We start from the raw sequence: 20,452 nt of genomic DNA, 5'->3' as shown, positions 1-20,452 counted from the left end.
CCACGGCCGTCCCGACGCGTCCGGCGACGCACAGCGACGAACGACGAGACGAGGATTCCGTGCCCGGTAAGTCCGTGAAGGTCGTGGTGGCCGCCGTGGTGGCGGCCGGCGCGCTGGCCGGCTGCGGCGGCCAGACCCGTGTCGGCACCGCCGCCCTCGTCGGCGGCGACCGCATCACCGTCACCTCCCTCGACCAGACCGTCCGGGACTGGCGCGGCCAGTTCAAGGACGACCCGGTCGCCAACCAGATCCGGGCGAACTCCAGTGGCCTCGCGCCGGGCCTCGGCGACCAGGAGTCCGAGACGGACATGCAGGGTGCGCTGAGCCTGTTGGTGAACTTCCGGGTCGCCGACAAGGTCGCCCGGCAGGCGGGCGTGCAGGTGCCGGACGGCCTCGCCGACCGGACCGCCGCGCTGATGGACCAGCGGGGCGGCGCCGGCTCGATCACGCTGGCGACGGGGCTGCCCCGCTCGCGCAGCCGCGACCTGGCGCGGTTCATCGCCACGCAGACCGCGGTGATGCAGCGGTTCGGCGCCGACCTGAGCAACGCGCAGAGCCCGCTGACGATGCAGGCCGCGCAGCAGTGGGGCGAGCTGTTCCAGCGGACCGCCGCCGGCATGCACATCAAGATCAATCCGCGGTTCGGCCGGTACGACGCGGCGAAGGTCGACATCGGCCCGGTGGTGTACCGGCTGTCGTCTGCCGAAACGGGTACCGGCGAGGCATGAGCGGAGCGAACCGGGGGGTGTGGGGGGTCGTCCCCCCACAGGGCGAACGCATGAGCGGAGCGAACCGGGGGGTGTGGGGGGTCGTCCCCCCACAGGGCGAACGCATGAGCGGAGCGAACCGGGGGGTGTGGGGGGTCGCCCTCCACAGGGGACGCGCATGAGCCTGACGCTGCTGGCGACCACGCACCGGGTGGCGCCCGGCCTGCTGACCTGGAAGGCGTGGGACGCGCTGCGGTCGGCGGGGCGGGTGCTCGTCCGGCCCGGCCATCCGCTGCTGCCGTACCTGCGCGACGCGGGCGTCACCGCCGAGGAGACCGGCGCGCCGGACCCGGCCGCGCTGGTCGCCGCCGCCCGCGCCGGGGACGTCGTGTGGGTCGCGGCGCCCGAGGGCGACGAGGACCTGATGCGCGAGATCGGCGCCCTCGTCGTGCACGACCCGCTGGACGTCGAGGTGCTGCACGGCTCCTACGACCTGCCCGGCGCGCGGCTGCTCGACCTCGTCGCGGTGATGGAGCGGCTGCGGGGCAGCTGCCCGTGGGACCGCGAGCAGACCCACGAGTCGCTCGTCCCGTACCTGCTCGAAGAGTCCTACGAGGTGCTCGACACCATCGAGACCGGCGACTACGGCGCGCTGCGCGAGGAGCTCGGCGACGTCCTGATGCAGGTGGTGTTCCACTCCGAGGTGGCCTCCGAGCGCACCGACGAGACCGCGTTCACCGTCGACGACGTCGCGGCCGGGATCGTCGACAAGCTCGTCCGGCGGCACCCGCACGTGTTCGCGGACGTGGCGGTGTCCGGCGCCGACGAGGTCAACGCGAACTGGGAGCAGATCAAGGCGGCCGAGCGGGCGGCGAAGAGCGGCGCGGACGCCTCGGCCCTGGACGGCGTCCCGATGGGCCAGCCGGCGCTGTCGCTGGCGGCCAAGCTGCAGCGCCGCGCAGACCGGATGGACGCCCCGGACGATCTCCTTCCGACCGCCGCCGACACCGGGAACGACCTGGGAATACGGCTTTTCGCCCTGGTTCGGGAGGCCGCTGATCGCAACCTCGACCCCGAGGCGGAGTTGCGAGCCGTTTCGCGGGTATTCCGCGATCGTGTCAGAGCGTGGGAACGACGCGAGCGGTAGACCCGGTCTCACCAGCCGCGCCGGGGGTCCGGGGGGCCGCGGGACGGTCCCCAGGGACGGTACGGGTTCGTGGGATTACGGGCGGAACATCGCCGATGGGGTGGTCCGGCCGGAGACGCCCGTCTACAGTGAGCCCGTGCCGAACGGGGCCGCGGACGGCGGCGGGGACGGGAACCGGTCACCGGTGCGCCGTCGCCGCCGGCTGCTGAGCGCCTCCACCACCCCCGCCGAGAAGGCCCGCGCGCTGCGCGGCCTCGGCGTGCTCGGCGGCGTCGCCGGGCTGCTCGTCGCGCTGATGGTGCTGCCGACGGCCTGCACGGCCGGGGTCAACGCCCGCGACTCGGCGCGCTGGTTCGACAGCGTCCCCGCCGACCTCGACACCTCCGGGGTGCCGCAGCGGTCCCGGATCCTCGCCGCCGACGGCTCCGTCCTCGCCACGTTCTTCTACCAGAACCGGGTGGACGTCCCGCTCACCGCGATCGCGCCGTCGGTCCGCAAGGCGGTCGTCGCGATCGAGGACAGCCGCTTCTACCAGCACGGCGCCATCGACGCGCAGGGCACGCTGCGCGCCCTCGCCAGCGACCTCGGCAACGGCGAGGTGACGCAGGGCGGGTCCGGCATCACCCAGCAGTACGTGAAGAACCTGCTGCTCACCCAGGCCGACACGAGCGCCGAGCGCGACGCCGCCAAGGAGATCTCCGCGGCCCGCAAGATCCGCGAGCTGCGGTACGCGGTCGCGGTGGAGAAGCGGTACTCCAAGGACGAGATCCTGCGCCGCTACCTCAACATCGCCTACTACGGCGCCGGCGCCTACGGCATCGAGGCCGCGTCCCGCCGGTACTTCTCCAAGCACGCCTCGAAGCTGAACCTCGCCGAGTCCGCGCTGCTCGCCGGGGTCGTCCGGTACCCGTTCGCCTACGACCCGACCCGGCACCCGGAGGCGGCCCGCAAGCGCCGCGACACCGTCCTGCAGCGGATGGCCGACCTCGGCTACATCACCCAGGCGACCGCCGCCGCCACCGAGCGGCAGCCCGTCAAACTCCACGTGCAGGACGTCAAGAGCGGCTGCGTCACCAGCGCGGCGCCGTTCTTCTGCGACTACGTGCAGCGCGACATCCTCGCGAACCCGGTGTTCGGCAAGACCGCCGGCGACCGGGAGAAGCTGCTGAAGCGCGGCGGACTCACCATCCGCACCACCCTGGACCGGCGCGCGCAGAAGGCCGCGCAGCGCGCCGTCGACGCGCACGTCCCGGCGAAGAACTCCGCGCACAAGGCCGCCGCCGAGGCGATGGTGGAACCGGGTACCGGCCGGATCAAGGCGATGGTCGTCGACCGCAAGCTCGGCTCCGACAAGGTGCGCGGCAAGACCTGGATCAACTTCGCCGCCGACGCCGACCACGGGTCCAGCATCGGGATGCAGGCCGGGTCGACGTTCAAGGTGTTCACGCTGGCCGCCGCGCTCGACGAGGGCCTGCCGTTCGGCACCCGGCTGATGGCGCCCAAGGAGTACACGCCCGTCGGGTACCGCGACTGCAAGGGCGACCGCGTCGGCGACCCGAGCGCCTCGCTGCACAACGCGGGCGACGGCGAGGGCGGCAAGCCGTTCAGCATCGTCACCGGGACCCAGCACTCGGTGAACACGTTCTTCCTCGCGCTGGAGAAGAAGGTCGGGCTCTGCGAGACCGTCAAGATGGCGGAGAAGCTCGGCATGAAGCAGGCCACCGGCAAGCCCCTGCAGCAGTACCCGTCGTTCACCCTCGGCATCAACCCCGTCTCGCCCGTCCGGCTCGCCGCCGCCTACGCCGCGTTCGGCGCTCGCGGCCGCTACTGCTCGCCGGTCGTGATCAGCCAGATCACCAACGCGGCCGGGCACCGCCTCAAGGTGCCGAGCGCGCACTGCAAGCAGGCCGTCGACAAGGACACCGCCGACGCCGTCAACTACGTGCTGCGCGGCGTCCTCACCAAGGGCACGGCCGCTGGCCAGGGCATCGGACGCCCCGCCGCCGGCAAGACCGGCACCGTCGACAACTTCTCCGCCGCCTGGTTCGCCGGCTACACCCCCGACCTCGCCTCCGCCGTCTGGGTCGGCGACCCGCGCGGCGGCTACAAGCACCCGATGAGCGACCTGTGCATGGACGGCAACTGCTACGGCCCCGTCTACGGCGCGACGATCCCCGCGCCGATCTGGCACCAGAGCATGATCGGCGCGCTCGCCGGCACGCCCGCGTCGTCGTTCGTCCGGCCGCCGTCGAACTTCTTCAGCAAGGGCTCGGGCGAGGAGAGCGCCAAACTGCCCGACGTGCGCGGCATGAAGGTCGATGACGCCGCCGCCAAGCTGCGCGGCGCCGGCTTCACCGTCCAGATCGGCGACCCGGTCAAATCCGACTACCCCAAGGGCACCGTCGCCGAGTTCTCCCCGTCGTCGGCGCAGCCCGGCGACACGATCACCCTGCGCCCGAGCAAGGGCGGCGGCGGCCGCAAACCCCGCGACGAGGCTGGCGGCCCCCGCCACGGAATACCCGGCTGACCTGCGCACCTGTGTGATCGTTCCGTACCGGGGTAGATCATCGGACGGGTGATCCCAGACCGCAGTCCATCGGGGGGACGATCGTCATGCGAGCCATCGCCGTGTCCGAGTACGGCGCCACACCGGCGCCCACGCACCTGCCGCGCCCGGAGCCCGGCCCCGGCGAGATCCTCGTCAAGATGATCGCCGCCGGCCTCAACCCGGTCGACTGGAAGATCGCCGACGGGATGCTCAAGGACTCCGCCGACGCCCGCTTCCCGCTGATCCTCGGCCAGGACGGCGCCGGCGTCGTCGAGGCGGTCGGCGCGGGCGTCACCCGGCTCGGGCAGGGCGAGCAGGTGTACGGCATGTTCCGCGACGTCGAACGCGGCATCGGCAGCTACGCCGAGTACGCCCTCGCCGCCGAGGACGGCCCCGTCGCCCGGATGCCCGCCGGCATGATCTACACGCAGGCCGCCGCGGTGCCGACCGCCTGCGGCACCGCCATGGCCATGGTGGACGAGGCGGCCCTCGACACCGGGCAGACCGTCCTCATCGTCGGCGCGACCGGCGGCGTCGGCCAGGCCCTCGTCCAGCTCGCCGCCCTCGCCGGCGCCAAGGTCATCGCGACCGCCCGCGAGGACATGGTCGGCACCGTCCGCCGCCTCGGCGCCGACGAGACCGTCGACCACTCCGAGGGCGACCTCAACGACCAGGTCCTCCGCGTCCACAACGACGGCATCGACGTGATCCTCGACGTCGTCAGCGACACCCAGGGCACCGAACGCCTCGCGCAGCTGCTGCGCCCCGGCGGCACCTACGTCAGCACCACCTGGTCGGTGAACCCCGACGCCATGCAGGCGCAGGACCTCCGCGGCATCAACCACGTCGGCGCGCCGTCCGCCGCGATGCTGGACCGCCTCACCGACCTCATCGACGCCGGCGAGCTCCGCGTGATGGTCGAACGCGAGGTCCCGCTCGAAGCCGCGGGCGACGCGCTCGCCGACAACCGCGCCGGCGGCGCGCGCGGCAAGACCGTGATCCGGATCTGAGGTGATCCCCGCCCTCACCCGGGCATGGACGCAGAACGACCCCCGCTAAGGAGACGCACATGAACGACGACGAGAAGCGCGCCCGGATCCGCGACCTCGACGCGGACATCTCCCGGCTCCGCGCCGAGGTGCCCGCCCCGTCCGCCGACGCCACCGACTTCGTCGACGCCGGCCAGAACCTGGCCGCCCGCGAAGAACTCGCAGGCCAGATCGAAGCCCTGGAGAACGAACGCCACCGCCTCCGCGAAGAACTGAGCTAGCCCAGGGGGCTGTGTTTTCCCAGGGGGGCGACCCCCTGGAACCCCCGTTGCGACGGACAAGGCGTTTCCCGCTCCGCTAGCGCTCCGCGCGAAACGCCTCGTCCGTCGTCGGGCAGGCCCGCTGCGCTCGCTGGCGCTCGCTCCGCGTGCCTGCCCGTGGCCCGTGGCTGAGCTTCAATCTCCCTGGGGTGGGGTTCGGACTTCGCTAGGGCTCGCCTCGCGTGCCTGCCCGTGACCCGTGGCTGAGCTTCGATCTCCCCGGGCCTTCGGGTGGAACAAAGGGGGTGGCTTTGCGGTTCTTGGTTGCGTCATGCAACCCATGAGAGGGGGCCACGTGATCACCTACGAGGACTTCCAGCGCGCGAGCCTGTTCTTCGACGCGAAGGACTATGCCGGTGCCGCCCGGCTGCTGGCCCCCATCGTGGCGGAGGAGCCCGGCAACCGGGCCGCCGTCGAGCTGCTGGCCCGCGCGTACTTCCACAGCGCTCAGCTCGGCCGCGCGGAGGAGGCGTTCCGCCGTCTCGTCGACCTCGACCCGTGCAACGGCTGGGCCCACGAGGCCCTGGCACGCACGCTGGAGCGCCGCAGCCGTCACGACGAGGCCCGCACTTACCGCAACCTCGCCAGGGCCATGGGGGTCGGGCCGGCCGAGAAGGTCGATGTCTCGCTGACAGCGGCCGACCTCGCCTGACGGGGACCCGGCTGATGGCTGTGGTGGAAGAGCAGAGCCCAGCCGGGGGCACGGGCGAGCACGCGGAGCGAGTGCAGCGAGCGGAGCGGGCTCGCCCGCCGGCCGGCAGGCCGTTTCGCGCGGAGCGCCAGCGGAGCGGGAAACGGCCTACCGGCCGTGACGGGGGTTCCAGGGGGTCGCCCCCCTGGGCAAACGCAGCACGAAGCGGGCGCCCTCGTCTTCGTTGGGGCGGTCGAGGAGGATGAGGGAGCCGCCGTGGGCGGCGGCGATGTCGCGGGAGATGGCGAGGCCGAGGCCGGTGCCGCCGGCGTCGCGGTGGCGGCCCTCGTTGAGGCGGGTGAAGCGTTCGAAGACGCGTTCGCGGTCCTCGGGGGGGATGCCGGGGCCGTCGTCGATGACCTCGACGACGGCGGTCGCGGGTTCCTCGGTGCCGACGATGACGGTGACGGCGGAGCGGGCGTGCCGGTCGGCGTTGTCGATGAGGTTGGACAGCAGCCGGGCCAGTTCGGAGCGTCCGGCGCTGACCGTGACGGGGCCTTCCGACAGGACGGTGACGCGGGCGCGGCGGGGGCGGCGCAGCACCTCCTGGTCGGCCAGTTCGGTCAGGTCGACGGTCTCGCGGGGGAAGTTGCGGTCGGCTTCCAGGCGGGCGAGGGCGAGCAGGTCGTCGACGACGGCGCCGACGCGGTCGGTGTTGTTGAGCAGGGCGCGCAGCGTCTCGGGCAGGTCGGTGGCGTCGGGGTCGGCGAGCGCCAGTTCCAGTTCCATCCGCAGTCCGGCGAGGGGGCTGCGGAGTTCGTGGGAGACGTCGACGACGAAGGCGCGCTGCCGGGCGACCGCCTCTTCGAGCCGGTCGAGGGTGGCGTTGATGCTGTCGGCGAGGACCGCGATCTCGTCGCGGCGGGCCGGCACCGGGACGCGGCGCTGGATGTCGGTGGCGGTGATCTCGTCCAGTTCGCGGCGGATCGCCTCGACCGAGCGCAGCGCCTGGCTCGCCGACAGCCACGTCCCGTAGCCGGCGAGCCCGGTGGTGGCGGGGATGCCGAGTGCGAGCAGGATCGCGAGCATCGGGCGCGGGAACAGGCCGGGTTCGGGGGTGAGTGTGTAGACGAACTCCTGGCCGGCGCCGGGCAGGCCCACGCGGTACTCGACGATCTGGAAGCACGGGCCGCCGGGCGCGTCGACGGCGCAGCTGCGGCCGTCGCGGCGGTCGTTGCCGGGCGGGGGGCGGGGGAAGGCCAGCGGCGGACGGCCCTGCATCCGGCTGCTCGCCGCGATGATGCGGTGGTGGTCGTCCACCACCTGCGCGAGGATGTCGTCGGCGGTGAAGACCTGGGGTGCGGGCAGCACGTTCGCGTGGATCAGCGTCGCGATGCGCCGGCCCTCGCGTGACAGGTCGTCGTTGACGTCGCTCTTGGCCTCCTGCCTGATCAGCACCACGACGATGATGTACAGGACGGTGGACAGCAGGAACGCGGCGACCGCGGCCGTCACGGTCACCCGGAACCGGACCCGCGAGCCGTGCAGCACGACCCGCCACGCCCAGCGGGTCAGGACCGCTGCGGCACGGCGGAGCCGGACACCGATGACGACCTCCCGGGTATGTTGCCGATACCCGGTGTTTCTTGCCTGAGCAGGGCAAACGCGACCGTGGGGGGCGGGTAAAAGATCGGTCGGCCCGGCCCGTCAGTCTTCCAGCCCCCAGCGGCCGCGGATGGCGCGGTCCAGCACGCCGAACAGCTGGTCGATCAGGATGCCGATGACCAGGATGACGATCATGTAGGAGATCATGTCGGCGGTGGCGTTGAGCTCGCGGGCCTGCGACAGCAGGACGCCGAGCGAGGTGGTGCTGCCGATGATCACCAGCAGCTCGCCGGCCATCAGGCTGCGCCAGGCGAACGCCCAGCCCTGCTTGAGCCCCGCGACGAACGAGGGCAGCGACGCGGGCAGCACCAGGTGCCGGTACAGGTTGAGCCCGCGCAGGCCCATCACCTTCCCGGCGCGCAGCAGGATCGGCGGGGTGTAGTCGACGCCGGCGATCAGCCCGTTGGCGATGGACGGCGCCGCGCCGAGCACCACGACGAACAGGATCGCGCTCTCGCTGAGCTTGAACAGCAGGATGGCGAGCGGGAACCAGGCGATGGACGGCATCGTCTGCAGCCCGGTGATCAGCGAGCCGAACGCGCGGCGCAGCACCCGGAACTGCGACACCAGCCCGCCGACGACGACGCCGACGGCGATCGACATCGCGAACCCGATGATCGCGCGCTGCATGGTCAGCGCGACGGCCTTCCAGAACCGCGACGAGGCGACCTGGTCCCACAGCACCGGGAAGGTGTCGCGGGGGCCGGGCAGCACCCACGGCTCCTTCCAGCCGCTCCAGACGACCGCCTGCCAGGCCGCGAGGGCGATGACGACGGCGGCGGCCATCGGCCAGGCGGCGGACCAGGTCCGCTGCAGCAGCCGCCGGCCGGTGCCGCCGCCGAGCTCCAGCGCGTCGAGGCCGGCGAGCTCCCGGTTCAGCCGGTCGCCGGGCGCACCCGTCTCGGGCGGTGCGTCGTGCCTGCTCGTCGTGTCATGCGCCATGGCGGCCGACCTCCTCGCGGAGCCTGTCGGTGATGGTCGCCGCGAGCGAGGCGACCTCGGGGGAGTCGATGCGCCGGGGCCGGTCCATCGGGACGGGGAACTCCTCGACGACCCGGCCCGGCCGGCTGCTGAGCAGCACGACCCGGTCGCCGAGCCGGACGGCCTCGCGGACGTTGTGCGTGACGAACAGGACGGTGAGGCCGCGGTCCCGCCAGACCCGCTCGATCTCGTCGTGCAGCAGGTCGCGGGTCATGGCGTCGAGGGCGCCGAACGGCTCGTCCATGAGCAGGACGGTGCCCTGGGTCGCGTCGGTGTCGTCGACGGTGAGGGCGAGCGCGCGCGCGAGGGCGACACGCTGGCGCATGCCGCCGGACAGCTGGTGCGGGCGCTTCTTGGCGAACCCGGCGAGGTGCACCGAGTCGAGCAGCTCGGCGGCGCGGGGCCGCCGGTCCGGCCGGGGGACGCCGCGCATCTTCAGCGCCAGCTCGATGTTCGCCGTGACGGTCAGCCACGGGAACAGCGCGGGCTCCTGGAACATCAGCGCGACGCGGGCGCCGCCGTCGTCGATGGTGCCGGCGCTGACCTTGTCGAGCCCGGCGACGAGGTTCAGCAGGGTGCTCTTGCCGCATCCGGACGCGCCGAGCAGGCAGACGAACTCGCCGGGCGCGACGTCGAGCGACACCTGGTCGAGGGCGAGCAGCCTGGTCTTGGCGGACCCGAACGCCTTGGAGACGCCGCGAAGCCGGACCGCGGCGGCGGTCCGGCTCGGGGCGGCCGTAACGGCCTCTGTCATCTGTCGCTGACCTGTGCCTTCCCGCTCGCCTTGAGCACGTCGTTGAGGGGGCCGAGGCTGTAGATGCCGTTCAGGTCGGTCTTCTGCAGCAGCCCGATCTGCTCGGCGTGCTGCGCGCCGGCGGTCAGCGAGGAGGCGACCGGGTCGACGGTGAAGGTGATCGACTTGAACGCGGAGTCCAGGACGTCCTGCTTGAGCGGCTTGCCGCTCAGCTTGGTGAGCGCCTCGTTGGTGACCTTCTCGGCGTCCGCCTTGTTCTGGTTGATGTAGTCGGTGGCCTCGACGACGCCTTCGAGGAGCTTCTTCACCTGGTCCGGGTGCTTCTTCTCGAACTGCTGGCTGACCAGCAGGTTGGTGATGACGAACTTGCCGCCGGGCCACAGCGAGGACTCGTCGAGCAGCTTGACGCCCTTGTCCTCGAGGATCAGCCGGGAGGCGTAGGGCTCGGGGACCCAGGCGCCGTCGATGGAGCCCTGCTGGAAGGTCTGCAGGGTCTGCGCGTTCTCCTGCGGGACGATCTTGACGTCGCCGCTGCCGTCCTTGTTCGCGGTGAGGCCCTGCTGCTTGAGCCAGTAGCGGACCGCGACGTCCTGGGTGTTGCCGAGCTGCGGGGTGGCGATCTTCTTGCCCTTGAGGTCCTGGGCGCTCTTGATCCCCGGCTTGACGATGAGGGCGACGCCGCCGGACGCGGCGCCGGAGATGACGTGCACCGCCTTGCCGTGGGACTGCGCCCAGGCGTTGATGGACGGGTTCGGGCCGACGAAGGTCGCGTCGATCGCGCCGGAGAACAGCGCCTCGACGGCGGCGGGCCCGGCGTTGAACGTGGCGGTCTTGGGGGCCTTGCCGAGGTGCTTGGCGAAGATGCCCTTCTCGACCCCGACGAGCGCGGTGGCGTGCGTGATGTTCGGGAAGTACCCGAGCCTGAGCTGGGCGTCCGCACCGGACTTGCCGTCGCCGCCGTCGTCGCCGCAGGCGCTGAGGGTCCCCGCGCCGGCCAGGACGATCAGTGCCGCGGCGGCCGCGCGCCATCGGGGTCTGCGATGCATTGTCAGTAATCCCTACTTATCAAGTGTGTTTGACGTGCTTAGTAGATAAGGTGGGCAATGATTCCGTCAAGTCGCTTGCGCGGCACGGTCGTGTAACGACCGCCCCGCGGCCGCACCGCGACCGCAACGGCGAGCCAGTGGGGCGGGCCGGGGGGCGCGCGGGATAGGCTCGGTGACCGCACCGATCTGTCCCGCACCACCAGGGGGTTGCCCGTGTCGTCCATCGAGGCCGTACTCGCCCGGGAGATCCTTGACTCCCGCGGCAATCCGACCGTCGAGGTCGAGGTACTGCTCGCCGACGGGACCGAGGCCCGCGCCGCCGTCCCGAGCGGCGCCTCCACCGGGCAGTTCGAGGCCGTCGAGCTGCGCGACAAGGACGAGCGGTACGGCGGCAAGGGCGTCCGCAACGCCGTCAAGGCCGTCAACGAGACCATCGACGAGAAGCTCGTCGGCTACCCCGCGTCCGACCAGCGGCTGATCGACCAGCTGCTGATCGACCTGGACGGCACGCCGGCCAAGTCCGAGCTCGGCGCCAACGCGATCCTCGGCGTCAGCCTGGCCGTCGCCAAGGCCGCCGCCGACTCCGCCGGCCTGCCGCTGTTCCGCTACGTCGGCGGCCCGAACGCGCACCTGCTGCCCGTCCCGATGATGAACATCCTGAACGGCGGCGCGCACGCCGACAGCAACGTCGACGTCCAGGAGTTCATGATCGCGCCGATCGGCGCCGCGACCTTCGCCGAGGCGCTGCGCTGGGGCGCCGAGACCTACCACGCGCTGAAGTCGGTGCTGAAGTCCCGCGGCCTGAACACCGGGCTCGGCGACGAGGGCGGCTTCGCGCCCGACCTGCCGAGCAACCGCGACGCGCTCGACCTGATCGTCGAGGCGATCGGCAAGGCCGGCTTCACCCCCGGCCGCGACATCGCGCTCGCCCTCGACGTCGCCGCCAGCGAGTTCCACGCCGACGGCCGGTACGCGTTCGAGGGCACCAAGCGCTCGTCCGACGACATGGCCGCCTACTACGGCGAGCTGCTCGGCAACTACCCGCTCGTCTCCATCGAGGACCCCCTCGACGAGGAGGACTGGACGGGCTGGGAGGGCCTCACCGCCGCCGTCGGCGACCGCGTCCAGATCGTCGGCGACGACCTGTTCGTCACCAACCCCGAGCGGCTCGGCCGCGGCATCAAGGCCGGCGCCGCCAACGCGCTGCTGGTGAAGGTCAACCAGATCGGCACGCTCAGCGAGACGCTCGACGCGGTGTCGCTCGCGCAGACCAGCGGCTACCGCTGCATGATGAGCCACCGGTCCGGCGAGACCGAGGACACCACGATCGCCGACCTCGCCGTCGCCACCAACTGCGGCCAGATCAAGACCGGCGCCCCGGCCCGCAGCGACCGCGTCGCCAAGTACAACCAGCTGCTGCGCATCGAGGAGCTGCTGGACGACGCGGCGCGCTACGCCGGCGCCGCCGCGTTCCCGCGCTTCGACGCGCAGGGCGCCTGACGGGCCGATGGCCCGGGACGAGCGGGACGGCCCCCGGGGGGAGGACTCCCCGGGGGCCGGCGCGCGCCGCGCGAGCCCGGCGCTGACCAGCCGCGCCGCCATCCTCGCGGTGGTGATGTGCGCGATCGCGCTGAGCCTCGCCTACCCTGTGCGCGAGTACATCGCGCAGCGCAAGGAGATCTCCGACCTCCAGCGCAAGCAGGCCGCCGCACGGGAAAAGGTCGACGAACTCGCCCAACGCAAGCAGCAACTGGGGGACAAGTCGTACATTGAGCGTGAGGCCACGCGACGGCTCCACTACTGCCGCCCGGACGTGACGTGCTACATCGTGCTGGACGGCGGCGGAGACGACGGGCGCACGGCCCGCACGGACGGCCCGGCGAGCCGGCCTCCGTGGTACGAGACGTTGTGGCGGTCCGTGGAGACCGCCGACAGGCCGCGCTGACCCCGCCCCGCCGCACGGCGGGGAGGGCGGCCGCGACCGGCGGGTGGGGCCGGGCGCGGACGCGACGGCGGCGCGGTGCGGACGGGTCAACAGCCGCGGGTGGGGACGAATGATCGACGAACGGTGCACAGGGGGATCCGGGGGCGCGACCTCCGGCCCCGCAACGAACGGCACGGCCGGCACGGCCGGGGCGGCGGCCGCCGCGAGCGAGCCGGCGTCCGAGCGGGACGTCGCGGCGGTGGCGGCGCAGCTCGGCCGGGAACCGCGCGGCATCCGCGGGGTCGCCTACCGCTGCCCGTGCGGGCTGCCCGCGGTGCTGGAGACGGCGCCGCGCCTGCCCGACGGCACCCCGTTCCCGACGCTGTTCTACCTGACCTGCCCGAAGGCGGCGTCGGCGATCGGCACGCTGGAGGGCGGCGGCGTCATGCGGGAGATGCAGGCGCGGCTCGCCGACGATCCGGCGCTCAAGGCCGGGTACACCGCCGCTCACGAGGACTACCTGCGCCGCCGCGATGAGGCGGCCCGCGAGGACGGCATCGAGCCGCTGCCCGCCGGCATGCAGAGCGCGGGCGGGATGCCCGAGCGCGTGAAGTGCCTGCACGCCCTGGTCGCGCACGAGCTGGCCGTGCCGGGCGCCAACCCGTTCGGCCGCGAGGCGCTGGCGGCGCTGCCCGACTGGTGGCGTTCCGGCCCGTGCGTGTGCGCGGACCCCGATAACGTGCACGAAGACCCCGCATCCCAGAAGGACCCCGCAGCCCAGAACGCCCCCGACGCCGAGGAGGCCAAGTGACGCGCGTCGCCGCCATCGACTGCGGGACCAACTCGGTCCGCCTGCTGATCGCCGACATCGCCGCCGGCCCGGACGGCGGCGGCACGCTCACCGACGTCGAGCGCCGGATGGAGATCGTCCGGCTGGGCGAGGGCGTCGACGAGACGGGCCGGCTGTCGCCCGCCGCGCTGGAGCGGACGTTCACCGCGATGCGCGGGTACGCCGAGCTGATCGAGCGGCACGGCGAGGAGACCGGCGAGGGCCCGATCAAGACCCGGGTGGTCGCGACCAGCGCCACCCGCGACGCCGAGAACCGGTCCGACTTCGTCAGCGGCGTCGTCGACATCTTCGGCGTCGTCCCCGAGGTGATCAGCGGGGACGAGGAGGCGGAGCTGTCGTTCACCGGCGCCACCCGGGAGCTGGCCGAGCTGCGCCCCGCCCGCCCCTACCTGGTCGTCGACATCGGCGGCGGGTCCACCGAGTTCGTGCTCGGCAGCTCGGCGGTGGAGGCGGCCCGCTCGATCGACATCGGCTGCGTCCGGATGACCGAGCGGCACCTGCGCGACGGCGACCCGCCGTCCCCGGAGCAGATCGCGAGCACCGTCGCCGACGTCGACGCCGCGCTCGCCGAGGTGCGCCGGACCGTCCCGGTCGACGAGGCGCGCACGCTGGTCGGCCTCGCCGGGTCCGTCACGACGGTGTCCGGGATCGCGATGGACCTGCCGGAGTACGACTCGTCCCGGATCCACCTGTCCCGCGTCACCGCCGCGCAGGTGCACGAGGTGACGCGGCGGCTGCTGCACGCGACCCGGGCCGAGCGCGCGGAGATCGGCGTCATGCACCCGGGCCGGGTCGACGTGATCGGCGCGGGCGCGCTGATCCTCGACCGGATCATGCGGGAGTACGGGTTCGGCGCGGTCGTGGTCAGCGAGCGCGACATCCTCGACGGGATCGCCTGGTCGCTGGTCTGACCGGTCCCGCGCCCGGGTCAGCCCTTGAGGGCGGACAGCAGCGCGGGGATCAGCACCGCGTTCGGGTTCTGCTGCGGCACGTACAGGACGGGCGACGGGCTGCTGGCCTGCCGGATCCAGACCCGCCCGCCGTCGACCGTGGCGCCGGAGATCGACGACCAGCTCAGCGACACCCGGTTGCCGCGCACCCCGCCCGGGTGGACGGTGAGGCCCTGCGCGACGTCCACCGACTCGCCGGCGCGGACGCGTCCGGCCAGCTCGCCGACCAGCCGCGGCTCGGCGCACCCCTGGCACAGCTGGATCAGCCGGCCCCAGACCGTCTCCGGCTCCGGGGTCCCGCCCGCCTCGATGACGACCTCGACGCGCGGGCCGCCGCGGAACGGGTGGCGGCCGGCCTGGAAGATCCACCGCGTGCCGGGGGCCTGTCCGGTTCCGGCCGGGATTTGCGCGGCCCAGTAGGCGACCCATTCGACGTGCGGCCACGCCAGCGCCGTCTGCCCGTACGCGACGCCCTGCTCGTCGGCGTGCAGCCGCAGTCCGTGCACGGTCGCGGCCACGCCGCGGAAGGCGGGCGGTCCGCCCCACGACGGCTGCCCCCCGTACCCGGCGGGCTGCCCGGCCGGCTGCCGGTGCCCCTGCTCTGACGTGCGGGGACGCGGCGGACGGTCGGGCTCGGGGTTGAGGCGGTCGGTCCAGGCCCGTCCGTCCCACCAGCGCAGGCTGCCGGTTCCGTAGGGGTCGGGATACCAGCCCGGTTGCGACAAGGCATGCCTCCGCTCGGCAATGGCGCGCGCCGGACACCCCGCGCCCCCGACCGGCGGACCCGCATCGTACCGGGGGGCCCGGCTGGGCGTGCGAGGATCGAAGGCATGACCGATGCTCGCGCTCCCTACGTTCCACCTGGGACGGGATGGCCGGACGACCCCGCCGCCCCGGACACTCCCGTCGCGCACGGCGCCGGCGAGGTGATCGAGCTCGCCGCCGCCGCGCCGGACCTCGGCGAGCTGTGCGCGCGGCAGTCGGTGTGCCGGGCGTGCGACCGGCTGGTGGAGTGGCGCGAGAAGGTCGCGGTGCAGCGCCGCCGCGCGTTCGCCGACGAGGAGTACTGGGGGCGGCCGATCCCCGGCTGGGGCGACCCGGAACCGCGGATCATGATTGTGGGGCTGGCGCCGGCGGCGCACGGCGGCAACCGCACCGGCCGGATCTTCACCGGCGACCGGTCCGGCGACTGGCTGTTCGCCTCGCTGCACCGGGTGGGCCTGGCGTCGCAGGCGACGAGCGTGCGCGCCGACGACGGGCAGCGCCTGATCGGCACCCGGATGGCCGCGACCGTGCGGTGCGCGCCGCCCGACAACAAGCCGACGCCCGTGGAGCGGACGACGTGCCTGCCGTGGCTGGCGCGCGAGGTCGAGGACGTCGCGGGCTCCGTCCGGTGCATCGTCTGCCTCGGCGGGTTCGCCTGGCAGGGCGTGTGGCCCGCGCTGAAGCAGGCCGGGTACGGCGTGCCGCGGCCGCGCCCGAAGTTCGGGCACGGCGCGGAGGTCGAGCTGGTGCCGCCGCCCTCGGCGGCGCGGCGCGATCCGGTGCTGCTGCTGGGCTGCTACCACCCGAGCCAGCAGAACACCTTCACCGGGCGGGTCACCGAGGACATGCTGGACGCGGTGTTCGTGCGGGCCCGCGACTACCGCTAGAGCTTGCCCAGCTTGATCGGGGTGAGCCGGATCTGCCCGTGCTGGCAGACGGGGCTGCCGACCCAGCTGGCCGACAGGTACGTGGTCTGGTTCGGCGGGATGATGTGCACCGCCTTGGCGGTCGGCTCGCACTGCGCGCCGTTCTCGCCCTCGCCCGGGACGACCCCGTAGTGCAGCTCCTCGTAGGCGGAGGCGCCGGCCGGGATCGTGACGGTCTTGGCGCTGCCCTCGCGGATGACCTTCGTGGGGAGCGCGCCGTTGGCGTTCACCAGGCCGAGGCCGGACCAGCCGCCGGTGGTGCAGGCCGTCCGGGAGTGGTTCTCCAGCTGCAGCGTGGCGTACCGCTGGCCGGCGCCCGGGTCCCCGCTGGAGTACACCGAGACGTTGAAGTCGGAGGTGGTGCAGTGCCGGATCCCGGAGGCGCCGTTGCCGCTTCCGGTCCCGGTGGAGGTACCGCCGCCGCGGGTCGGTCCGCTATTGTGAGGGGAGCCGTTCTGGGTGGACGTGCTGGGGCTCGTGCTGTTGTTCGCGGAGCTGGGGCTGGCGCTGAAACTGGCGTCGCATCCGGTGAGCGCGGCGGCCAGTGCTGCGGCGGCCAGAGTTCCCAGGATGATTCGTTGCATGCTCGCGCATCCCCTTCGTGGTGGGAGTCATCGACGGTGGGGCAGGGCCTGGGCCAAGCGGCCCGGTCCCGAGGTCGACCGGCCCTCTGTTCCCGGTCGCCGTCCGCGGTCGCTTGGCGCCCCCGTCCGGCCCTGTCCCGGTCCGTCCTCTCTCTGTTGGTACATACGGTGAGATGCCGGGGTGCCCGGGGAAGTTCGCGGCTTCCGGTGATCTTTCCGCTGTGACGCACTCGGCGTGATCCGCACGCGTATGCGGGTATCGCTCCCGTTATGCCTTCCGAGCGCAAGCACATCGTGATCGTCGGCGGCGGCTACGTCGGCATGTACACGGCCCTGCGGCTGCAGAAGCGGCTGCGCGGCGAGCTGCGGCGCGGCGAGATCGCCGTCACCGTCATCGACCCCCAGTCCTACATGACCTACCAGCCGTTCCTGCCGGAGGCGGCGGCCGGGAACCTGGAACCGCGGCACGTCGTCGCGCCGCTGCGGCGCGTCCTGCCGCACTGCCGGATCGTCAACGGCTACGTGACGAGGATCGAGCACGCCTCGCGCAGCATCACCCTCCGTCCCGCGGGCGCGCAGACCGCGGGCGTGCCGGAGCGGACGATGGGCTACGACCTGCTCGTGGTGGCGCTCGGCTCGATCTCGCGGACGCTGCCCGTCCCGGGCCTCGCCGAGTGCGGGATCGGCTTCAAGACCGTCGAGGAGGCCATCTTCCTGCGCAACCACGTGCTGCACCAGCTCGACATCGCCGCCTCCAACCCCGATGACGAGGAGGTGCGGCGGCGCGCGCTGACGTTCGTGTTCGTCGGCGCCGGGTTCGCGGGCATCGAGGCGCTCGCCGAGCTGGAGGATCTGGCCCGCGACGCCTGCAAGTTCTATCCGAACATCGACCCGTCCGACATGCGCTGGATGATGGTCGAGGCGACCGACCGCATCCTGCCCGAGGTCGGCCCCGAGATGGGCCGGTGGACGACCGAGGCGCTGCGCCGGCGCGGCATCGAGGTGAAGCTCGAGACGATGCTGAAGTCCGCGGAGAAGCGGCACATCGTGCTGAGCGACGGCGAGGAGTTCGACGCCGGCACCCTGGTCTGGACGGCCGGGGTGAAGCCGCACCCCGTCGTCAAGGGCAGCGACCTGCCGCTGGACGACAAGGGCCGGATCAAGGCGACCGACGAGCTGACCGTCGAGGGCGTCGAGGGCGTCTACACGGCCGGGGACAACGCGGCCGTCCCGGACCGGTCCGGGTTCGCCGAGTTCACCGCGCCGAACGCCCAGCACGCGGTGCGGCAGGCCAAGCGGCTCGGCGACAACATCGCGGCGGACCTGCACGGCCGGCCCCGCAAGCGCTACGAGCACAAGTACGTCGGGTCGGTCGCGAGCCTGGGCCTGCACAAGGGCGTCGCGAACGTCTACGGGATGAAGCTGCGCGGGCTGCCCGCCTGGGTCATGCACCGCACCTACCACCTGTCGCGGATGCCGACCGTCAACCGGAAGTTCCGGATCACCGCGGACTGGACGCTCGCGCTGTTCTTCCGGCGCGAGATCGTCTCGCTCGGCGAGCTGGAGTGGCCGCGCCAGGAGTTCGAGCTCGCGGCGGGCCGCACGACCGAGTCGGCGTAGCGGCGGGCCGTCCGCCGGGCGGTGACCGGGCCGGGGACGCGGCCGGGCTCGTTCGCCTCGCCGTGTCCCTGGTCACCGTCCCGGTATGATGACGCCGCCCCTGTAGCCCAATGGCAGAGGCGGGCTCCCTAAAAGAGCCATTGTGTCGGTTCGAGTCCGACCAGGGGCACCCGTGCGCGCACCGATCAGCCCCCGCCGCTGTCGGCGGGGGCTGATCGCGCGTGGGATCTCTGCGCCGGTGTCGTGGCGACCGCTCGGCGCGGCGGCACGACGGCGGGGGCATCCGTTGGCGGGATCCCACCAGGTCCTTATGAGGTTTTCGGCCGCCGTGCGGCCGGTCGTCCGGCGGCGCGCGGCGCCTCAGTAGTGGCGCTCGCGGCGCGCGCGTTCGTGTTCACGGACGAGAGCGGCGGCGTAGCCGTGGGAGAGGTTGTGCTCCTCGGCCAGCCAGGTGCTGCGTTCCTCGCAGCGGGTGAAAGAGGGACCGTTCTCGATCGTGGAGAACCACTCGGGGATGTCACGTCCTGTGACTTGCGGGATGCGGGCTATCAGCTTGCTGTGCGTCTCCGGCGAGTGGTTCAGTGACAATTGGCACCTCCAGGTCGCGGGGCTCTTCCTGGCACTCTGCAACACGGGCCCGTATGTGACAACCCCCTAACGGGGACCTATCTATTACGTTACGTAGATCATTCGTAACGGGGATAATCCCCGGAAAAGCGCAGGTGGCCCGCACCGGGCGCCGGAGCGCGCCGGTGCGGGCCACCGCGGGCCGGTCCTCAGGAGAGCCGCTCCAGGACCATCGCCATGCCCTGGCCGCCGCCCACGCACATGGTCTCCAGCCCGAACTGCTTGTCGTGGAACTTCAGGCTGTTCACGAGCGTGGAGGTGATGCGCGCGCCGGTCATGCCGAACGGGTGGCCGACCGCGATCGCGCCGCCGTTGACGTTCAGCTTGTCCAGGTCGATGCCGAGGTCCTCGGCGGACGGCAGCACCTGCGCGGCGAACGCCTCGTTGATCTCGACCAGGTCGATGTCGCCGATCGTCATCCCGGCGCGGGCCAGCGCCTTGCGGGACGCGTCGACCGGGCCGAGGCCCATGATCTCGGGGGACAGGCCGGTGACGCCGGTCGAGACGATCCGCGCCAGCGGGGTGATGCCGAGCTCGGCGGCCTTGGCGTCGCTCATGATGACGACCGCGGCGGCGCCGTCGTTCAGCGGGCAGCAGTTGCCCGCGGTGACCGTCCCGTCGGGGCGGAACACCGGCTGCAGCTGCGACACCTTCTCGTAGGAGGTGCCGGGGCGGGGGCCGTCGTCCTTGGCCGCCACGGTGCCGTCGGGCAGGGTGACCGGGGTGATGTCCTTCTCCCAGAACCCGTTGGCGAGGGCCTTCTCCGCCAGGTTCTGCGAGCGGACGCCGAACTCGTCCTGCGCCTGCCGGCTGACGCCGCGCATCCCGGCGACGTTCTCGGCGGTCTGCCCCATCGCGATGTAGATGTCGGGGACCTGGCCGTCCTCGCGCGGGTCGTGCCACACGCCCGCGCCGCCCTCGGCGGCCTTGGCGGCGCGTGCCTGCGCGTCGGCGAACACCGGGTTCTGGGTGTCGGGGAGGCCGTCGCTGCTGCCCTTGGCGAACCGGCTGACGGTCTCGACGCCGGCCGACACGATGACGTCCGCCTCGCCGGCCTTGATCGCGTGCAGCGCCATCCGGGTCGTCTGCAGGGAGGACGAGCAGTACCGGGTGATGGTCGCGCCGGGCACGTTGTCCCAGCCGAGCAGCACCGACACCACGCGGGCCATGTTGTAGCCCTGCTCGCCGCCGGGCAGGCCGCAGCCGAGCAGCAGGTCGTCGATCTGCGACGGGTCGAGCTGGGGGACCTTCGCCATCGCGGCGGTGATCATCTGGGCGGTGAGGTCGTCGGGCCGGATGTCCTTCAGCGACCCCTTGAAGGCGCGTCCGATGGGCGAGCGCGCGGTGGCGACGATGACTGCCTCGGGCATGTGCGGGTCTCCTGTCTCAGCGGCCGTCTCCGGACCCGGCGCGACCGT

At 72.6% G+C, this 20,452-nt stretch carries 20 protein-coding genes and 1 tRNA gene; 13 read left to right on the top strand and 8 right to left on the bottom strand.

The window, feature by feature from the left end; all coding sequences use genetic code 11:
• Nucleotides 1–59 precede the first annotated feature (59 nt).
• The 6 genes from J4709_RS40490 (at nt 60) to J4709_RS40465 (ending at nt 6,363) form a co-directional block, all read left to right on the top strand.
• Nucleotides 60–728, top strand: coding sequence for a hypothetical protein (locus J4709_RS40490; protein ID WP_208249827.1), 669 nt, complete (start codon nt 60–62; stop codon nt 726–728).
• A gap of 157 nt (nt 729–885) precedes the next feature.
• A complete protein-coding gene (locus J4709_RS40485; protein WP_208249825.1) occupies nt 886–1,854 on the top strand; it encodes a nucleoside triphosphate pyrophosphohydrolase in 969 nt (322 codons plus the stop codon).
• 136 nt (nt 1,855–1,990) lie between these two features.
• Entirely contained in the window at nt 1,991–4,381 is a 2,391-nt protein-coding gene (locus tag J4709_RS40480) for a transglycosylase domain-containing protein (RefSeq protein ID WP_208249824.1), read from the top strand.
• A gap of 86 nt (nt 4,382–4,467) precedes the next feature.
• On the top strand, nt 4,468–5,412 hold the full coding sequence (locus J4709_RS40475) for an NADP-dependent oxidoreductase (protein WP_208249814.1): 945 nt from the start codon (nt 4,468–4,470) through the stop codon (nt 5,410–5,412).
• Nucleotides 5,413–5,471: 59 nt separating this feature from the next.
• Nucleotides 5,472–5,672 carry a hypothetical protein gene (locus J4709_RS40470; RefSeq protein WP_208249812.1) on the top strand — a complete coding sequence of 67 codons (201 nt, stop codon included), beginning with the start codon at nt 5,472–5,474 and terminating at the stop codon, nt 5,670–5,672.
• 334 nt (nt 5,673–6,006) lie between these two features.
• Nucleotides 6,007–6,363: a tetratricopeptide repeat protein gene (locus J4709_RS40465; protein WP_372442218.1), complete on the top strand. Its 357-nt coding sequence runs from the start codon at nt 6,007–6,009 to the stop codon at nt 6,361–6,363.
• A gap of 147 nt (nt 6,364–6,510) precedes the next feature.
• Here J4709_RS40465 and J4709_RS40460 read toward each other — a convergent pair whose 3' ends face one another.
• From J4709_RS40460 to J4709_RS40445, 4 genes are all read right to left on the bottom strand, one after another.
• Nucleotides 6,511–7,893: a sensor histidine kinase gene (locus tag J4709_RS40460; protein ID WP_208249808.1), complete on the bottom strand. Its 1,383-nt coding sequence runs from the start codon at nt 7,891–7,893 to the stop codon at nt 6,511–6,513.
• Between the two features lie 156 nt (nt 7,894–8,049).
• Nucleotides 8,050–8,949 (bottom strand): ABC transporter permease, encoded by a 900-nt coding sequence (locus J4709_RS40455; protein WP_208249806.1) that lies wholly within the window; start codon nt 8,947–8,949, stop codon nt 8,050–8,052.
• Nucleotides 8,939–9,742: an ABC transporter ATP-binding protein gene (locus tag J4709_RS40450; RefSeq protein ID WP_208249804.1), complete on the bottom strand. Its 804-nt coding sequence runs from the start codon at nt 9,740–9,742 to the stop codon at nt 8,939–8,941. The genes J4709_RS40455 and J4709_RS40450 overlap by 11 nt, the downstream gene beginning before the upstream one ends.
• Entirely contained in the window at nt 9,739–10,788 is a 1,050-nt protein-coding gene (locus tag J4709_RS40445; protein WP_208249802.1) for an ABC transporter substrate-binding protein, read from the bottom strand. Before J4709_RS40445 ends, J4709_RS40450 begins: the two co-directional genes overlap by 4 nt.
• Before the next feature lie 213 nt (nt 10,789–11,001).
• Between J4709_RS40445 and eno the strand changes: the two genes are divergently transcribed.
• From eno to J4709_RS40425, 4 genes are all read left to right on the top strand, one after another.
• Nucleotides 11,002–12,288, top strand: coding sequence for a phosphopyruvate hydratase (eno, locus tag J4709_RS40440; protein ID WP_208249800.1), 1,287 nt, complete (start codon nt 11,002–11,004; stop codon nt 12,286–12,288).
• Nucleotides 12,289–12,295: 7 nt separating this feature from the next.
• Entirely contained in the window at nt 12,296–12,733 is a 438-nt protein-coding gene (locus J4709_RS40435; RefSeq protein WP_208249793.1) for an FtsB family cell division protein, read from the top strand.
• 109 nt (nt 12,734–12,842) lie between these two features.
• A complete protein-coding gene (locus J4709_RS40430) occupies nt 12,843–13,523 on the top strand; it encodes a DUF501 domain-containing protein (RefSeq protein WP_208249791.1) in 681 nt (226 codons plus the stop codon).
• Nucleotides 13,520–14,473 carry a Ppx/GppA phosphatase family protein gene (locus tag J4709_RS40425; RefSeq protein WP_208249788.1) on the top strand — a complete coding sequence of 318 codons (954 nt, stop codon included), beginning with the start codon at nt 13,520–13,522 and terminating at the stop codon, nt 14,471–14,473. The genes J4709_RS40430 and J4709_RS40425 overlap by 4 nt, the downstream gene beginning before the upstream one ends.
• A gap of 17 nt (nt 14,474–14,490) precedes the next feature.
• Here J4709_RS40425 and J4709_RS40420 read toward each other — a convergent pair whose 3' ends face one another.
• A complete protein-coding gene (locus tag J4709_RS40420) occupies nt 14,491–15,237 on the bottom strand; it encodes a DUF2510 domain-containing protein (RefSeq protein ID WP_208249786.1) in 747 nt (248 codons plus the stop codon).
• 105 nt (nt 15,238–15,342) lie between these two features.
• Here J4709_RS40420 and J4709_RS40415 point away from each other — a divergent pair, with 105 nt between their 5' ends.
• Nucleotides 15,343–16,164 carry a uracil-DNA glycosylase gene (locus J4709_RS40415; protein ID WP_208249784.1) on the top strand — a complete coding sequence of 274 codons (822 nt, stop codon included), beginning with the start codon at nt 15,343–15,345 and terminating at the stop codon, nt 16,162–16,164.
• On the opposite strand, the gene J4709_RS40410 is transcribed toward J4709_RS40415, so the two are convergent.
• A complete protein-coding gene (locus J4709_RS40410) occupies nt 16,161–16,787 on the bottom strand; it encodes a DUF4232 domain-containing protein (protein ID WP_208249783.1) in 627 nt (208 codons plus the stop codon). The genes J4709_RS40415 and J4709_RS40410 overlap by 4 nt on opposite strands.
• A gap of 270 nt (nt 16,788–17,057) precedes the next feature.
• Between J4709_RS40410 and J4709_RS40405 the strand changes: the two genes are divergently transcribed.
• Nucleotides 17,058–18,407: an NAD(P)/FAD-dependent oxidoreductase gene (locus J4709_RS40405; RefSeq protein ID WP_208249782.1), complete on the top strand. Its 1,350-nt coding sequence runs from the start codon at nt 17,058–17,060 to the stop codon at nt 18,405–18,407.
• A gap of 96 nt (nt 18,408–18,503) precedes the next feature.
• A tRNA-Leu gene (locus J4709_RS40400) sits at nt 18,504–18,576 on the top strand.
• Between the two features lie 191 nt (nt 18,577–18,767).
• Here the strand turns inward: J4709_RS40400 and J4709_RS40395 are convergent.
• Both J4709_RS40395 and J4709_RS40390 read right to left on the bottom strand, forming a co-directional pair.
• The gene (locus J4709_RS40395) at nt 18,768–18,995 is read right to left on the bottom strand and encodes a DUF4287 domain-containing protein (RefSeq protein WP_173096312.1); all 228 of its coding nucleotides are present in this window, start codon (nt 18,993–18,995) and stop codon (nt 18,768–18,770) included.
• A 188-nt stretch (nt 18,996–19,183) separates the two neighbouring features.
• Complete coding sequence (locus tag J4709_RS40390; protein WP_208249781.1) at nt 19,184–20,404, bottom strand: acetyl-CoA C-acetyltransferase; 1,221 nt, start codon at nt 20,402–20,404, stop codon at nt 19,184–19,186.
• Nucleotides 20,405–20,452 lie beyond the last annotated feature (48 nt).

The sequence above is a fragment of the Actinomadura violacea genome (genome assembly GCF_017573465.1).
Classification (GTDB): Bacteria; Actinomycetota; Actinomycetes; order Streptosporangiales; family Streptosporangiaceae; genus Spirillospora; species Spirillospora violacea.
Note: the sequence above shows the minus strand (reverse complement) of the source record. Positions and strands in the feature narration are given on the sequence as shown.

Excerpts from the sequence above, each read along its gene's own strand:
- J4709_RS40405 (WP_208249782.1), top strand. The coding sequence starts at position 17,058 with ATGCCTTCCGAGCGCAAGCACATCGTGATCGTCGGCGGCGGCTACGTC.
- J4709_RS40455 (WP_208249806.1), bottom strand. The coding sequence starts at position 8,949 with ATGGCGCATGACACGACGAGCAGGCACGACGCACCGCCCGAGACGGGT.
- J4709_RS40430 (WP_208249791.1), top strand. The coding sequence starts at position 12,843 with ATGATCGACGAACGGTGCACAGGGGGATCCGGGGGCGCGACCTCCGGC.
- J4709_RS40435 (WP_208249793.1), top strand. The coding sequence starts at position 12,296 with ATGGCCCGGGACGAGCGGGACGGCCCCCGGGGGGAGGACTCCCCGGGG.
- J4709_RS40390 (WP_208249781.1), bottom strand. The coding sequence starts at position 20,404 with ATGCCCGAGGCAGTCATCGTCGCCACCGCGCGCTCGCCCATCGGACGC.
- J4709_RS40410 (WP_208249783.1), bottom strand. The coding sequence starts at position 16,787 with ATGCAACGAATCATCCTGGGAACTCTGGCCGCCGCAGCACTGGCCGCC.
- J4709_RS40485 (WP_208249825.1), top strand. The coding sequence starts at position 886 with ATGAGCCTGACGCTGCTGGCGACCACGCACCGGGTGGCGCCCGGCCTG.
- J4709_RS40450 (WP_208249804.1), bottom strand. The coding sequence starts at position 9,742 with ATGACAGAGGCCGTTACGGCCGCCCCGAGCCGGACCGCCGCCGCGGTC.
- J4709_RS40445 (WP_208249802.1), bottom strand. The coding sequence starts at position 10,788 with ATGCATCGCAGACCCCGATGGCGCGCGGCCGCCGCGGCACTGATCGTC.
- J4709_RS40475 (WP_208249814.1), top strand. The coding sequence starts at position 4,468 with ATGCGAGCCATCGCCGTGTCCGAGTACGGCGCCACACCGGCGCCCACG.
- J4709_RS40415 (WP_208249784.1), top strand. The coding sequence starts at position 15,343 with ATGACCGATGCTCGCGCTCCCTACGTTCCACCTGGGACGGGATGGCCG.
- J4709_RS40470 (WP_208249812.1), top strand. The coding sequence starts at position 5,472 with ATGAACGACGACGAGAAGCGCGCCCGGATCCGCGACCTCGACGCGGAC.